General features: G+C 50.9%; 14 protein-coding genes and 1 pseudogene. 2 read left to right on the top strand and 13 right to left on the bottom strand.

Features of this window, described 5'->3' with window-relative positions:
• The 3 genes from RT613_RS20620 to RT613_RS20610 all read right to left on the bottom strand — a co-directional run.
• Positions 1 to 750, bottom strand: a 750-nt coding sequence (locus RT613_RS20620; RefSeq protein WP_313618252.1) for an extracellular solute-binding protein, incomplete at its 3' end; no start/stop codon positions are given.
• Between the two features lie 76 nt (positions 751 to 826).
• On the bottom strand, positions 827 to 1,486 hold the full coding sequence (locus RT613_RS20615) for a GntR family transcriptional regulator (RefSeq protein ID WP_313618251.1): 660 nt from the start codon (positions 1,484 to 1,486) through the stop codon (positions 827 to 829).
• A gap of 24 nt (positions 1,487 to 1,510) precedes the next feature.
• On the bottom strand, positions 1,511 to 2,395 hold the full coding sequence (locus RT613_RS20610; RefSeq protein WP_313618250.1) for a dihydrodipicolinate synthase family protein: 885 nt from the start codon (positions 2,393 to 2,395) through the stop codon (positions 1,511 to 1,513).
• Between the two features lie 191 nt (positions 2,396 to 2,586).
• Between RT613_RS20610 and RT613_RS20605 the strand changes: the two genes are divergently transcribed.
• A complete protein-coding gene (locus RT613_RS20605; RefSeq protein ID WP_313618249.1) occupies positions 2,587 to 3,315 on the top strand; it encodes an SGNH/GDSL hydrolase family protein in 729 nt (242 codons plus the stop codon).
• Between the two features lie 21 nt (positions 3,316 to 3,336).
• Here the strand turns inward: RT613_RS20605 and RT613_RS20600 are convergent, their stop codons facing one another.
• The 7 genes from RT613_RS20600 to RT613_RS20570 form a co-directional block, all read right to left on the bottom strand.
• Entirely contained in the window at positions 3,337 to 4,641 is a 1,305-nt protein-coding gene (locus tag RT613_RS20600) for a tripartite tricarboxylate transporter permease (protein WP_313618248.1), read from the bottom strand.
• Positions 4,553 to 4,840 (bottom strand): tripartite tricarboxylate transporter permease, encoded by a 288-nt coding sequence (locus RT613_RS20595; protein ID WP_313618247.1) that lies wholly within the window; start codon positions 4,838 to 4,840, stop codon positions 4,553 to 4,555. Before RT613_RS20595 ends, RT613_RS20600 begins: the two co-directional genes overlap by 89 nt.
• Positions 4,841 to 4,843: 3 nt before the next feature.
• Positions 4,844 to 5,338, bottom strand: coding sequence for a tripartite tricarboxylate transporter TctB family protein (locus RT613_RS20590; RefSeq protein ID WP_313618246.1), 495 nt, complete (start codon positions 5,336 to 5,338; stop codon positions 4,844 to 4,846).
• 134 nt (positions 5,339 to 5,472) lie between these two features.
• Positions 5,473 to 6,441, bottom strand: coding sequence for a tripartite tricarboxylate transporter substrate binding protein (locus RT613_RS20585; RefSeq protein ID WP_313618245.1), 969 nt, complete (start codon positions 6,439 to 6,441; stop codon positions 5,473 to 5,475).
• A 77-nt stretch (positions 6,442 to 6,518) separates the two neighbouring features.
• Positions 6,519 to 7,196: a hypothetical protein gene (locus RT613_RS20580; RefSeq protein WP_313618244.1), complete on the bottom strand. Its 678-nt coding sequence runs from the start codon at positions 7,194 to 7,196 to the stop codon at positions 6,519 to 6,521.
• Positions 7,193 to 7,948 (bottom strand): FadR/GntR family transcriptional regulator, encoded by a 756-nt coding sequence (locus RT613_RS20575; RefSeq protein ID WP_313618243.1) that lies wholly within the window; start codon positions 7,946 to 7,948, stop codon positions 7,193 to 7,195. The genes RT613_RS20580 and RT613_RS20575 overlap by 4 nt, the downstream gene beginning before the upstream one ends.
• The gene (locus RT613_RS20570; RefSeq protein ID WP_313618242.1) at positions 7,942 to 8,760 is read right to left on the bottom strand and encodes an SDR family oxidoreductase; all 819 of its coding nucleotides are present in this window, start codon (positions 8,758 to 8,760) and stop codon (positions 7,942 to 7,944) included. The genes RT613_RS20575 and RT613_RS20570 overlap by 7 nt, the downstream gene beginning before the upstream one ends.
• Before the next feature lie 762 nt (positions 8,761 to 9,522).
• Here RT613_RS20570 and RT613_RS20565 point away from each other — a divergent pair.
• The gene (locus tag RT613_RS20565) at positions 9,523 to 10,263 is read left to right on the top strand and encodes an Ig-like domain-containing protein (protein WP_313618241.1); all 741 of its coding nucleotides are present in this window, start codon (positions 9,523 to 9,525) and stop codon (positions 10,261 to 10,263) included.
• A 125-nt stretch (positions 10,264 to 10,388) separates the two neighbouring features.
• Here the strand turns inward: RT613_RS20565 and RT613_RS20560 are convergent, their stop codons facing one another.
• The 3 genes and pseudogenes from RT613_RS20560 to RT613_RS20550 form a co-directional block, all read right to left on the bottom strand.
• The gene (locus RT613_RS20560; protein ID WP_313618240.1) at positions 10,389 to 11,948 is read right to left on the bottom strand and encodes a right-handed parallel beta-helix repeat-containing protein; all 1,560 of its coding nucleotides are present in this window, start codon (positions 11,946 to 11,948) and stop codon (positions 10,389 to 10,391) included.
• A gap of 504 nt (positions 11,949 to 12,452) precedes the next feature.
• On the bottom strand, positions 12,453 to 14,498 hold the full coding sequence (locus RT613_RS20555; RefSeq protein ID WP_313618239.1) for an acyltransferase family protein: 2,046 nt from the start codon (positions 14,496 to 14,498) through the stop codon (positions 12,453 to 12,455).
• A 423-nt stretch (positions 14,499 to 14,921) separates the two neighbouring features.
• Positions 14,922 to 15,694, bottom strand: a pseudogene (locus tag RT613_RS20550) (IS5 family transposase).
• Between the last annotated feature and the right edge of the window lie 73 nt (positions 15,695 to 15,767).

The raw sequence follows: 15,767 nt of genomic DNA, 5'->3' as shown, positions 1-15,767 counted from the left end.
ATAAAGCGTGGCAGCCTCAACGGCTTCCTTCGATGTGGTCTGCAGCTTTCCATCGGCATCCAGCGGGCTGGAGCCGTAACCCAGCAGCAGTGAGGTCCACACTGGCGTATTGGCGTTTTTCAAGCCGCGCGCCACAAAACCATAGGTGTTTGTGGAGGGATCGGTGATCTTTTCAGCCGCATCGACCAGTTCTTCGAAGGTCGACGGGTAGGAAAGGCCTTTCTGCTCGAACAATTCCTTGTTCCAGTAGACAATCCAGTAGTCCACCGAGAATGGCAGCGAGCGCAGGACGCCGTTGGAATCTTTGGCAAACAGCATGCCGGCTTCGGCGAAATCACCTTCTACAAGCGATGGGTCTGTCAGCGATGGATCCTTCAGGAATCCGCTGATGTCAGCAAGCCAGCCGCCCTTTTCAAACTGGCGCTTCTGAACGTGGTAGCTCAGATGCACTACGTCAAAGCTTGGCTTGCCGGTGCTGAGTTCGATAACGGTTTTCTGACGCTGCTGCTGTTCAGGCGTCGCTTCCGCATTCACCTTGATACCCGTCAACTCCTCGAATTCCTTGAGGTGCTTGATCAGGGTCTCACTGCGCGGGCTCTTGACAAGATTGACTTCCAGCGTTGTGCCGGAGAACTTCTTCCAGTCAACGGCCGCAGATGCCGTGCGCGCGCCAAGCAACGCAGCACTGCCGAAGGCAGCACTTGCCGCCAGGAACGTACGGCGGTTTGGTCTCAATAATGACGATGTCATGCCAGTCCTCCTCTTATCGCCGTACAACTCCTCCGCACGGCTTGCTTGTCATATACTAAAGGCTTCCAAGGCCTTGTTATATTGCCAGTGAACGATCCCTCGCATTGCTGATATGCGCTGTCAGGTTCTGCACGGCCTCATCGACAGACCGTCGCTCAATCGCTTCGAGTACCGCCAAATGTTCTCCCATCACCGGGCCGACACGTCCATCAATACGAAAACGCTCCTGATTGATGAGGCGCATTTTTATCGAATTCACCCGATAGGCATTCGAGATGATCGAGTTGCCCATCGCATCGACAAAGGCATTGTGCATGCCCCAATCAGTGGCTTGCGCACGTTGCTCCAACTCCGCCGAAGCGCCTTTGTTCTGCAGTTCCTCCGCAATTTCCCGGTGCTGTTTTAAAAGGTGCTGAACGGCGGCGTCGCTCGCCGAGAGGGTGAAAAGCGCGACAGCTTCACGCTCCAGCAATATTCTGAACTGAAAGGCTTCGCGGATCAGGTTGATATCGATATGGGCAATCTGCAATCCACGCTGCGGAACGGTTTTAATCAACCCCTCCGCCTCAAGCCGTGGAATGAGCTCGCGGATTGCCCCCAACGTCAACCCGGTCAGCCCGACCAGTTGCCGCTGCGAAATGAACTGTCCTGGGCGAACATCCCGTGCGAGCAAGTGGCGCGTGAAACTTTCATACGCCTTTTCTCTCAAAGTAATCTGCTCGCCGGTTTCGTCCATGCAACCCTCTAAACCTACCGTCCGTCAGGCTGCTTTTGATGAGAAAAGCCCATCAAAAATCTGCCCGATCTTTTCGCGCTCCTCGGAAGGAATCGTCACAAGCGGCGGCCTTACATTGTGCCATACCGCGTCACCGGTCGTGCGGGCAACCAGTACTTTTACCGCGGGGGTAACCGGATACTTCAAAATTTCTACGACGAGATCAACAACACGCTGGTCATCTTTTCCATCAACGGCCATGGCACGGATTTCGCGCGGCATGACATTGGCCATGCCGGAGATCGCGCCCTTGCCGCCAATGCGCGTACCCTGGGCCAGATGACGCTCGTCACCGATGAGAATGATCAGGTCGCTGTGTTCCTTCAAGAGACGCTCGGTATGCGACCAGTCACCACCGGAATCCTTGACGCCAGTAACAACACCGGGGAAGGCGGTGCGCAGACGCCCGACCAACTCCACCGAAAGCTTCACCATCGTGACCGATGGTATATTATAAACGATAATGTCACGCGCCTTTTCGCCAAGCAGCTCAAAAACCTTGGCAAACCATTCATAAAGGCCGTTATCCGAAACGTTCTTGAAATAGGATGGCGGTGCCAACAACACGTTGCGCGCACCGGCATCCAAGGCTTGCGCCGATTGGTCCGCCGCATCCTCGGCAGAATCGACCAGCACACCCGCCACAATCTGGCGAGCGGAAATGCCGGCATCCGCAAACGCCTTGAGGACAGCACCACGTTCACGGCCGCCGACCGAGCTTCCCTCGCCGGTTGTACCGAACAGGGTAACGCTGTCACAGCCTGTCGCTAGGCAGTTTTTTGCATGCTGCGTCATGGTCGAGAAAGCGATATTGCCCTTATCATCGAAAGGCGTCGTCAGAGCCGCCGAAAGGCCGAAAGCTGTTGTCAATTGAGTGCTCCTCCAAGCTGAGAGCAGCAATATACTCATCTAACATGTCAGCTGTAAATACAGTAATTGTTTTCCTGTGGATGAATGACACATCAGGTCACTGGCAGAGAAAACTGTTGGTTGTTGCAAGCATATATTTCTATTTTCAGCACCGGTAATTAATGCAATGCTGGAATACAGGTGCCAAGAAAATGCAGTGGCAAAACGTAAAGGCGCAAATAGAGTCGATGTGGTTTCATCATTTTCGGGCAAGGCACTTCATGGGAACATCGTCTTACGTTTCAAGGCTTGTTATTGCAGCAGCGACAGCAAGTTGCGCCATGTTACCCACCGCTCAGGCACAAGACACCTCGAAACCACTCAGGATCGTTTCCTTCGGCACGTCCTTGACCAATAAGGGCGGTTGGCAGGTACCGTTACAAACCTCGCTCGCTCAGTGCCTGAACAGACGAGTGGAAGTCTTGAAGGTCGCGGAAAGTGGCGCGACATCGGACTGGGCCGTCACCCATATTGATGATGTTGTCCGTCTCACACCTGATATTGTGCTTATTGAATTCTATGGCAATGATGCGGCCATCAATCGCATGATGACGCGCGAGCGCAGCCGCGCGAATATTGCCACTGTTTACGATCGGATCAAAAGTCAACTGCCGCAGACACGGGTGATCATGACCCGAATGAATCCTGCATCGGGCATTCGTAGTTTCATGCGCCCACTCCTGGAGTGGTATGTCGATATGCAGCGCAATGAAGCACTGACGCGCGGATTTGAATATGTCGATTATTACCCCGGATGGGCAAAGCTGAACAAAGACGAACTGGCGACCGCCATTCCGGATGGCTTGCACCCGCGCCCGGACGTTGCTGCGCGCATCGTTACATCTATTATGACGCCCTATTTGTGTAAGGGGAATGGCTGAACGCCATTCCTCCCGGCCCTATTACACAGCCTCGTCCGTAAAAGCTTTCGTTTGCAGCGTTTTTCTCACCGCACCGAAAATGAACAGTCCCCAAACGGCAATCGATGCGATACCCAGCACCGCCGCAATCGGACGATCAAACAGACCAAACACATTGCCATTGGTAATGATCATTGATGTCGTGAAATTCTGTTCCACCAGCGGCCCCAAAACGATACCCAAGATAACAGGTGCGATCGCAAAGCCGGACTTCTCCATAAAGAAGGCGGCTATACCAAGCACCAACATGACAGTGACGCCAAACATCGTGTTGTTGATGGAATAAGATCCGACCACGCAAAACAGCAGGATTGCTGCATTGAGAAGTGCGCGCGGCACCTCAAATATCCAGCGAGCCGAACGCGCAGCCACATAACCGAGCGGCAACATCAAGATGTTGGCAATGACAAACACCAGCATGACTGCATAGAAATTCTGCGGATTTGTCGTCAGCAGCTGCGGGCCAGGTTCCATGCCCTTCATGACCAGAACGCCAACGGCAATTGCCGTTACCGCATCGCCCGGGATACCGAAAACCATGGCCGGTATCCAGGACGCACTAAGGGCGGCATTGTTGGTGGCCCCCGCCTCTACGAGCCCCTCAGGGTGTCCCTTACCAAACAGCTCTGGGGTCTTCGACGTTTTTTTGGCGAGGGAATAGGTTACCCATGCGGCAAGATCACCGCCCACGCCGGGCAAAGCGCCAATGAGACTACCAATAATTGAGCCACGCAGCTGATTTTTACGGTATTTCCAAATGCAGGCCGCCACGCCCTTAAAGGGGTTGCGCACATTGGCCTGCGGGATATTCAGTTTGAACCGGCGTCCGGTTCGCATCACTTCCGCGAGTGCAAACATGCCAATCATCGCCGGAATGAAACTGATGCCCCCTGTCAATTCCGACACACCAAAGGTAAAGCGCGGCGTACCCGTTAGCGGGTCAACACCGACCTGTGAAATCAAAAGGCCGAGGAGCAGTGACAACGCGCCCTTTGCAACGCCGCCGGATGAGATCAAAGCTGCACAGCTCAAGCCAAGCACCGCAAGCCAGAAATATTCAAAGCTTGAGAAACCAAGAGCAAATTTCGCAAGCGCTGGCGCGGTAAATATCAGAAAGACAAAACCAAACAGGCCACCGAGGACCGAGCCGATGACGCCGATGCCAATGGCAAGGCCTGCCTGGCCTTTCTGTGCCATGCTATAGGAATCCTCGACATAGGCTGCGGATGCTGGCGTTCCAGGAATACGAAGCAAGGTCCCTGGCAAATCGCCAGCTGTGATTGCCATTGCGGTTTGATGAGATGATCGCGGCAATTGCCGGAATGGGCGACATGTAAAAAGTCAGCGGCACCAACAGAGCCGTCGCCATGGTCGCTGTCAAACCCGGTAGCGCTCCGACAAACAACCCAAAAATTGCCGACGCAGCAATGACCAAGAGTGTTTCGAGGTTGAAGACAAGAAAATAGGCATCAACAAAAGCATTCATAGCTTAACCCCAGAATCCAACCGGCACCTGTACACGCAGGCCAAAAACAAAAAGCGCATAGGTCAACCCTGTCATGACGACGCTGAATATGATGGCCTGCAACCACCGGCCGCCGCCCAGCAATACCATGGCAAAAACGAAGAGCGCGCTGGCGATCACAAAACCGAAAACGGGCATCAGCAGGATCAATGCCAGAATGGACAACAGCAAAAGCAGATTATAAAGCCTGTCAATCAGGGTTTCCCGTGCATCCGGCTCAACGGAAGGTTCTTCTGTCGTCGATTCAACAGGCTCGCCTACTACGCGTCCCATCCAGGTTTGGACCAACATGACAAACCCGAAAAGCAACATGCCGCCCCCGGTAATCGCTGGGAACAGACCCGGGCCAACCGCCATACCTGGCATCGCCTTTAGCGCCATCGAACCGATCACCACGTAACCGCCGACAAGCGTGAACAGAATGGATATTACAAGATCAAGTCGATTGACCGTCGTCATGCGCGGTCTCCTTTTGCAGGGGCTCGTAAGCAAATTCAGAATGCAACATGCGATGCGGAGCGCCACCGACATCCACAATATGATTTCATCAGGGAAAACGAGACGACCAGTTTACTGGCCGCCTCCCAATCTGATCAGTTTGCCTTGATACCGGCAGACTTGATCGCGGCGCCAAATGCCTCGTCACGCTGTTTGAGATAGGCCTCGAAGTCAGCGCCACCTTTCCAGTTCACGCCGAAATTACGGCCATCCATAAAGGTCTTGAACCGATCACCGGTCACGATTTCCTGGAGTGCCGAAGCAAGCTTGACCTGTACGTCTTCCGGAATGCCCTTAGGAGCAGCGACACCGCGCCAGCCTGAGACGGAAAATTCGATACCAGCTGCTTCACTGATCGGCGGTACATCCGGATTTTTCTCGTTACGTTCATTGCCGAGATATGCGAGCGGGCGAATTTCACCAGCATCAACAAGGGCTTTTGCCTCGGGGAACTGCGAGACAGCTACATTGATGGCATTGGATGCCAGAAGCTGCAGCGAAACGGTGGCGCCGTCCGTTGGAACCCAGAATGCCTTTTCGGCCGGCGCACCCAGCAACTGCACAAGACTGACCCAGGCAATATGATTGTTGCCGCCAAAATTGGCGCCGCTGGCCTTGATGGCAGACGGATCCTGCTTGATAGCCGCAATCAAGTCATCAATTGTTTTATAGGGCGAATCTGCACGCACAAAAATGGCGGATGGATCAGCATTATAAAGGCCGATTAGCGTAAAATCCTCGTAGGAGATATCGGACGAACCAACCGACTTGTACATCGACAACTCCGTTGTGATGATACCGATCGTATAACCATCCGACTTGAGGTTCTTCAGTTCCTGATGCCCGACAATGCCGCCGCCGCCAGTACGATTGACCACCGTGATGGGTTGCTTGAGCTTTTCCTCAAGCATTGTTGCGATGATACGGCCGGTCGCATCCGTACCGCCACCGGCAGCCCACGGAATGATCATGGTGATTGCCCGTTCCGGATATTCAGCCAGAGCTGATCCGGTCAATGCCATGACGGCACAGGCCGCAAGGGCAGCTTTCTTGAAAAATTTCATCGTGTTCTCCTCCCGAACTGGCCGCCTCCACGCAGCCGTTAAAATTCGGGGTACTTACGCACCCCGCAGTCCATCCCCTAGACCGGCCCTGTAGAGCCAACCGGCCATACATCCCTCAGCTTTTCACCTGTTAGAATACGTTCGCGGCAACGCGCTTCGCCTTCACCGTTGCGGTCGGCTTCATCGGCAATCACCGCCACAAGTTCCTGCGGGATGACAACAACGCCAGAAATGTCAGCAAAGATCACATCGCCCGGGCGAACCCGAACACCTTTGATGTTGAGTTCAACCTGAGCCTCAGCAGGTTCCATACGGCCAGATACACCAACCGGGCTGACACCGCGGGCGAACAATGGATAATCAAGCTTGCGCACCTCAGCGAGGTCCCGTACCGTGCCATGCACGATGGTGGCTGCGGCACCCGCAGTTTTGGCACCAGTCGACATCAATTCACCTGTGCCGGAACCCTCAGCACAAGAAGCATCAACCAGAATAATTCCACCCTTTACTACGGCATCGATGGCACCATGATAAACATCCTGTGGCTGCCCTGTGCGGGTGCTTGGTGCATAACGCACCGTGGAAACTGGTCCGCACACCACCTGCCCCGGTTTGAGTACACCATGAAGTGTTATGCCATCCAGAAAACCATAAAAGCCATGATGATCCATCACGTCGTGAATGTCGCCAGAATACCAGTGGGACAACCGTTCGATCGCATCCCAGTTCACATTATTGTAGTCATAGGCAGTCATTCAGATCTTTCCTCCCGTTTTCCGGATCTGCTCATGGCCTGTTCGAGATAGGCCATACTGTTATCTATGTGTTCACGCATCGCCGTACGGGCGCCCTCGGCATTACCGGCGCGGATCAGCGTGTAAATATTTTCGTGTTCGGCCAGACCGTCAGCGAGCGTCTTGCGCGGCACGCGGCTCGCCACCCTAATCACCCCTGCAATAAGCGTGTGCAGATTGCCATGCAGTGACGAAAGTATCTCGTTACCAAGCGATTGAACCAACGCCCGGTGAAACGATGCATCCCCTTCCGTAAATTGCGAAAAGTCATTATTTCTTACAGAGTTACGCATGGCATCCAGAGATGTGGTAACGGCCTCTGACAGTTGACCCTCACCTGCAGCGATGCGCCCCACCACTTCCAGCTCAATCATGCGGCGAACATCCATCGCCTGAACGAGATAGGCAGTATCGCGGGCAAACAATGAGCCGACGGAAGCGACCAGCGATTCCATGAACTGACCGACATCATCGCGCACCACTTCGGCACGTTCGCCATGGCGGCGGCGCACCAGACCTCTGGTTTCGAGAATTTGTAGCGCTTCACGCACCGAACGGGTGCTAACGCCGAAATTACGGGCAAGCTCCGCCTCCGACGAAAGCCGTTCCCCCACCTGCAGTTCGCCGGTGAGGATGCGGGTTTCGATATCCGCAACAACCTGCATATGCAGCTTGCCGCGATCGGGCGCAGAGATTGCCGTTGCGCCTACCATGCAGTGAACCCACCATCGACGACGACGTTGGAGCCAGTCATATAGGTCGACGCATCAGACGCCAAGAAACGGATCACGCCGTTATATTCGCCCTTTTCCGCCTGACGGCCGAGCGGCACGCGCTCAAGAAATGCATCAACAAATTCCTTGTCGAAACTACCTGTTTTGACACCACCAAAGGAAATGAGATTGCAGCGCACATTTTTTGGCGCCCAATAAGTAGCGACATATCGCGTGAGATTAAGCAGGCCGGACTTCGAAGCAGCATAAGAAACCGCCTTTATGAATGGCACGCCATCTCGCTTCTCACGGTAGGCGTAAAGCGCCTGGTTGGGCGACACCATACCATAGATGGAGCCAACATTGATGATGCTGCCGCGACCAACTTCCGCCATGCGCGCACCAACAACCTGCGAGCACAACATCACGCCAGTGAGATTAACATCAATGATCTCATCCCAATATTTCTGCGGATAGCTTTCGAATGGTCCGTTCTGGTCAGCTGCACCGTTTGGTTTGCTGTCAATGCCGGCATTATTGACCAGAGCGTGCGGCACACCCCATTCAGCGCAAAGCGCATCAGTCGCCGCTTCCAACGCCTCCTTGTCGGTGACGCTCGCCACAAAAACCTTTAAACGGCCGTCATGCTGTGGAAACTTCTCTTCAATCGCCGCCGCATCGATCGGCCGACGGCTGTAAATGGCAACCTTCGCGCCAGCGCTCAAAAGCGACGAGGCAAACTCCGTCCCCAATTGGCCAAGGCCACCGGTTACAACAATCACCTTGCCCTCAACGCTAAACAGATCAGTCATAAAGCTCCTCCTCTTCGCAACTCATGACATATGACATATGTCATGATTAGTCAAATTGAATTCGGTTGAAGTGTGATGGAACACCTGTGAAAAGGCGCGGCAAACAACGCTCCAATTACCCTACACAGCGAAACGGAAAGCCTAACTAAGCGCAAAAAATAGCGCGAAACACCGCGGCCACGAGCGATTAGCCGCCTTAGACATTTCGCTCCCGCACGCCAACTGCGTCACAACTGCAGGGTAACGGCCCGACAGTAATGATTCTGGTTATACATGCGCCTGAACTTATAGAGAATCGGGCACCAAATATTTCCTATCGCCTCCAGCGATCGTGGCCAGAAGCACGCCTCTCAACGAAATATCGGCATGGAAACACACCCTGAAAACCCTCAAAAAGACAAGAATCAGAAATGCAATACTTCAGATAGAAAACACAGAATCACTTACCGAAAGTCGATTTATCCACCTCAGCAACACGCATCGACAACACGACACAAAAAAGCCAACAAATCCCAAAATAAAAGCTGCAGCGACTACGCAGATATTCACGTGGAATGCCGAACTTGAAGCCGCACAACTCCAAAAACGCGAGAAAATCAGTCAAATTTCCAATAAAAAAACAGCAAATCGCAGTAGCCTTAACGTTATGAATTACAGAAAGTTATTGACTTTCGACTGCAAGAAATTAATGGTCAATAATTAGTTAATCGGAAGTAATTGATATACCGATTTTTCACATAGGCCAATAATGGGAGTATTTTTATGGCAAAACCTACTGCTGTCGCCGATTTCGACACTATTTACCTCAACGACCCTGACGGTTCCATTTTCGGTAACATCACCGCAAATGACACATCGGACGGCGGCGCTATTTACCTACGCTCACTGAATGGTACAACTGTTGGAGCCAAGAAAGGTCTTGAGCAGGTTACGTACATTGAGGGTAAATACGGCATCTTCGAAGTTAGTCCAAATGGCAACTACAAATACACGCTCAACCCTGACATGAAAGATAAAGAAGTACCAGTTGGCGGCTGGGTGGAGCGCGTTGGCTATAAGATTTCCGACGGCGGCGGCAATACTGATTATGATTACCTAACCATCACAATTAAAGGCGAACACATCAAGCCGGTCGCAGTTGACAAGGAAGTTACCGTCACTGGAAACCTCATCACTGGTGACCTGACTGCAGACGATAATATATTCGTCGGCCGCATCGGTGGCGAAAACCTAGCTACAGCTAATCCTAACGACTTCAGCCTCAAGTTCGTACAACCTGATGGTTCTACCGTTATTTCCGGCTTGTACGGTGACCTTCACATTGACCGTGATGGCACATATACTTACGAGGTTTACAAAGGCCACAACTTCAGCGAAACCGTCTCTGAGCGCTTCCAGTTCCGAATTTACGACGACGCCTTTGGTGAATTTGCAGACAATTCGCAGACAACCGACGTCGGCGTCCTGAAGATTTCGATCCCAGCTCACACAGACTTGGTATAATCAAGATCATATCTCGACCGATTGCGTCATCATAAAAAGGCCCGTCAAAAATTGGCGGGCCTATTTTCTTTCCAAACTAGGTTCCCATTGATCAACGACAAAATGCCGACGCATGAGATGCGTGTTCAGAAGAAATCGTCAACTGCAATAGATTTGATAATCTGGTCCACATCAATGGAAATTGAAATATAACCAGCATCGATATGCTCCCCATTCGAAACTTTATATTGAAATTTTTCCGTTACAACACCAGACAACAATTTCAGTTGATCTACGTCGACAGTGAAACTGTAATCTCCATCCTGTTCGATATGAAGCATACCAAATTTACTTTCGATATTCATAACTGGAGATTTTTTAAAGGAGGCGCCATTAAGATTGCGCAACGAAAGAACACCGTTTTCTGATTGGTCATTATCCAAAACATTGCCTGACAGAGACAAATTCCCAAAATCAGTAAATACAAGGGTGTCCATAGCGGCATTTAGGTAATTTTCAACGGAAGTCGAAGCCGCTCTCAGTGCGATGCTACCTTCACTCGGGCCTGAAACTATGGGAATGGTATCTATATCGCCCAGCGTCGGAATGGGCGTCATCAAGTCTGGAGAAGCGCCAACTGTACTTGGTGTCGCCAGAAATGTTCCGGCGTCCAAAAGAGCTTTGGATAGGTAAATATCCCTATTTACTGAATCGGTGATTACGTTATCTCGAAAAAGCCCCTCAGCAGCACGGTCCACTTTTAGAGCGGCAGAACTTAGCTCGTCAAAATAATTATCGGTGATACTAATACCTGTTCTTGTGAGGGTGTCAGTTCCAGCGGCACTTACAGACACACCCCATACGCCATCGTGAATGTAATTATCACTGATGATGTAATTTTTGATATCAACCTGTTGACCAAGACCAATTCCGTACGACCAACTATAGCCTTGATAACCCGATATGTCGTTGTGGGTGATTGTTATATCTTGGCCATGCGCACTAATTCCAAAGCCGCCGCCGGTTAAAATATTGCCATCAACGAAAGCATTTTTGGCATCCACTAGAACCAAAACACCTTTGGCACTGCTATTTTGACCAGACATATCAAGCACGTTATTTTTTATGATAATATCGCTGCTTGCGTTCAACTGCATTGCATCAGCATCATGTCCGTAGGCATTCAACACCTCGTTGCCGGTCAATATCGCACCCTTGACATTCAGCATCCATATCCCGTCGCCGGCAGTTCCAGAAATATGACTATCGGTAATTGTTATATTGCTGCTGGATTGGAAGCTGATCGAACCCGCCTTGGAGGACGATCCAGTGTCCGTCACAGTTACATTTTGAATTGTCCAGTTGCTCGCACTGCCAGCGTAGATCGCGTTACCAACGGTCTTTTCAATCGCAAGGTTCTCAATGACGATATTTGAAGTCTTCGAACCATAAATACCAACCGCCCCACCTGTCAGGGCTGGAGGGTCGCCCAAGCCGTAACTACCAAACGTTATTGGATTTTCGACAGTACCGGAGTATTTGACATCAAGCTGACCCTGATATTCGCCACCCGAGCCAAACAATACAACGTCACCAGCCTTCAGCTTAAGAGCGTTCACAGCAGCTAATGATGCAAGTGGAGCGATTGCTGACGTCCCAGCATTAGCATCAGAACCGGTTGAAGAATTGACGTAATACGTAGTCATGGACGGGCTCCTGCCTCTAGTTATGGCAAGATCATTCCAGAACCATGTTGCGTTGCATTAAAATCTATCGGTAAAATTTGAAGCAATGGCTGATTATATATTTTTCACACCAAAGCGTAGCTTATAATTCAATAAAATGCGTTTTACGGAGGTTATCACGTAATGAGCAACAACCTCCGAAAACCACAACGAAAATTGATCACTAAATCATCAACAACCCGACACCCAGGAAATGTAAAAAGTCCGGCATAGAACACGCCGTGAAAGGACATAGACAAGCGTTGCGGTTTCACCTCAAGCGTTATTGAGCACAAGGGCTCTCTCCCCGCACCCAATCGCAGAGAGGACATACCTCAACATGATGCTACCAAGATCAGTTAAAAACGGTCTCTCCGACAGGTGGTCGACTGGTGGCGCATAAAGATCTTGCCAAAAAACGCGCATCAGACACATTATAATTCCGAGAAAATCCACGCTTATGAAAATAACGTCGATGAACACTATTTATGGAGCCGATCGCGCAGCGCTTTGTTTGAAATTCGACGCGTTTAGAATTTCTTTCGCAAGCTTAGCAGAACCAGCAAGCGACAGATGCTGTTTATCGATGTAGAGCACACCTTCCCCGCTTCTGTGCTCGCATCGTTCAGCAACACATAAGGTATTGTACGGATCAATAAGCTCTATCGATTGCGTCTGAGCCGCAGCAACTTCACTTACAACCGAGCGAGCCGAACTGAGTTCTTTTTCAAAGCGAACACTTGCTGGCAATGTGAATTTATCATTTTCAACCGGATGAGAAAGACTAGCAATCAACGAGCGCAACGGTAACGCATCGCGAAGCGCAATAGAGACAGGATTTTTGTCGAAAAGTGGGACATCCTGCAGTACAATGACTTTACGGCCGAGTTTGGTAATCCGTTCGATCTGATCCGCGAGTCCACGTTGCAGCATTAATCTATTTGATTCAATTGGCGCATCGGCATCGGGCAATATAGAATCCACATACCTTGATCCGCTATTGGCCTCAACAAGCGGTGCGGCCCAATATCCTGCGAGGATAACTGTTTTGATATCTGAATTATTTTCAATAACATCAAAAACTGACTGGTTAAATGCCGCGCATTCCTGGTCATGTTTAGGGTGATTTGGCATAAATCGGGTAACGGACACCATAGGAGGGCAAGAACTCTTCGTCATGACCGTGATATTAAAGCCATCGCGTGCCGCCAATAACCTCAATCCGGGCGCCAAAGCCGCCGCGTGACTATCACCAATCAATGCGATCTCCGATGTTCCGTTCTGCGGTACACAGCTTAGAGACATCGATGGTGCTGTCGATCCATAGGACACAAGACAAGGCTCGCGTTGATTAATGGAGCTTTCCAATTCGTATACCGAGCTACTAACTCGTCCGGGAAAACCATTAAACAATGCCGGCAACACAACGATAGCGGCGACAACAGCAGCTGCGGTACCATAGGTAAGTAAGACACGCGTTTCTGTAACCTTGGTCTTGCGGAACGGTTGCTCAACAAACCGATAGGAAACCATAGCAAGCAACAGCGAAACACTGACGTTCAACAACAAATAGTGTTGAGGAATCTCATCTGGCGAAGACACTCTTGCGAAAACCAGCAGCGGCCAGTGCCAAAGGTACCAAGAATAAGAAATCTTACCAAGAAATACCGCCGGTTTGAAACTGAGGATTTTGTTGGTTATAGACACACGCGTGGCGATAACCATAGCAGTTCCAACAACTGATGGCAGTGCTGCTGCGCCTGGAAAAATTGTGTCCGTTGAGTAGATGAAAATTGGCACCAAAATTAATGCCATACCTATTGCGCTCGTAAACTCACGGACTCCACGCCGGTAATTCAACATTGAAAAACCCTGCGCCTGTGCGATCGCCAGAATAGCGCCAGCACCAAGCTCCCAAGCACGCGTTGGCAACATATAAAACGTCAAAGACGGGTAGAGTTGAACACCTAAAATAGATAGCAACAGAGAAACGACGGATATACAAACGATCGCCGCCAGAAGCCGTTGCCGGGCAAAGCGAAATAGAGCGATAAGAATTATCGGGAATATTAAATAAAACTGCTCTTCAACCGCGAGACTCCACGTCATTAACATTGGGATGTGATCGGTTGATGGCGAGAAATAGTTCGCAGAAAGCCAGAAATAAAAATTGCTTACCCCCAAAACCGCGCTTGCGGCGGAAATACTATAACCCTTCATTTCCGACGGGGAGAGTATCAATGCAGCAAGGGCTGTAGAGATGAGCAAAACCACGAGCAGTGCAGGAAGAATTCGCTTAAATCGACGGACGTAAAAGAACTTGTAAGTGAACCTACCGGCTCGAACCTCAGAGTATATATGTCCGGTAATCAAATATCCTGACAAGACAAAAAATACGTCTACGCCTACGAAACCTCCGCTAGAGGCGTTAACTCCTGCATGAAAAATAACGACCGCAGTCACAGCAATGGCACGTAGACCATCTATATCTGGTCTATACGAATTATTTTCTTCTGCTTTAAATAAAATCATTTCATCTCTAAATTGGAACTAAATATAAATCATGAAATGAGAGTTCAATACAGGTGTTTTAACAGAAGATAATTCATAAATTCTGTTTTATTCATTAGTAAATTAAAACACAACATAAGTCTTCAGCAAAATACCCCACGGTATTTCCCGCCGTGAATAAAATATCGAATACAGAAACGGTAGGAATTTACCATTTATTTTGACTTTGATAGCTGCTCCGGCCATCGCTGGCAAGCACGTCAGAGCCTATGAAGGCCAAACTCCCCGAATTACAATGCATACGCCTTGAAATAGAATGAGAAAACTCACTATCTACCCCCTACCCACGTTATTTTTTGCGTCGACATTGGACTTTCTGTCGGACTACCTGATCAACAAAGGCGACATTTAATTGTTCGCTATGAACGCACAACTAACGCCCTGCTAGGACGCGGACTCATTAGCTGACGCAATCCAGATTCTCGTTGCGGCAAGTTTGAGCCCGGCAAGGTAATTGTCGGCACGTCTGTCATATCGCGTTGCCAGTCCGCGCATCTGTTTGATGCGATTGAAGAAACGCTCCACCAGATTGCGCTGGCGATAGACCCAGCGGCTGAAGCTGAAGGTCTGTTTGCGGTTGGCCTTGGCGGGGATATTGGCCCAGCATTTACGTTGCTTGGCAAAGTTACGGATCGCGTCGGTGTCATAGGCCTTGTCGGCAAGCAGCGTCGACCCCGGCTGAATGTCACTCAGCAGCTTTTCGGCCATGGGAGCATCGCCGGCCTGGCCTGCGCTCAACTCCAGTCGAACAGGCAAACCATCAGCATCGACGAGCGCGTGGATCTTTGTCGTCAGGCCGCCACGCGAACGTCCCATGCAAGGATCGGCAGATCCCCCTTTTTTGCGTTGGCACCATGCTGGTGAACGCGAACACAGGAGGAGTCGATCATGACGATCTCTCCGGCATAATGCCTTGAAACAGCGCCAAGAAGGCGATCCCAGACGCCCGCTTTGCGCCAGCGCGAGAAGCGATTGTACAGCGTCGTGCGCGGACCATAGCGCTCCGGCACATCACGCCAGGATGAGCCGGTCCGAAAGCGCCAGAGGATACCATTGATCACCCGGCGGTCATCCACTCGCTCAACTCCACGGCTGTTGGTCGGCAGCAACGGCGCGATAACCGCCCATTCCTCGTCGGTCAGTTCGTGACGGCGCATGACGATCTCCTTTCACGGTGATTGAATCACACAACGCCACAGACATGAACCCCGTTATGGGGACACGACCTAG

It is taken from the genome of Agrobacterium sp., from assembly GCF_032092815.1.
Taxonomy (GTDB): Bacteria; Pseudomonadota; Alphaproteobacteria; order Rhizobiales; family Rhizobiaceae; genus Agrobacterium.
This window is presented reverse-complemented; position numbering and strand designations above follow the sequence as displayed.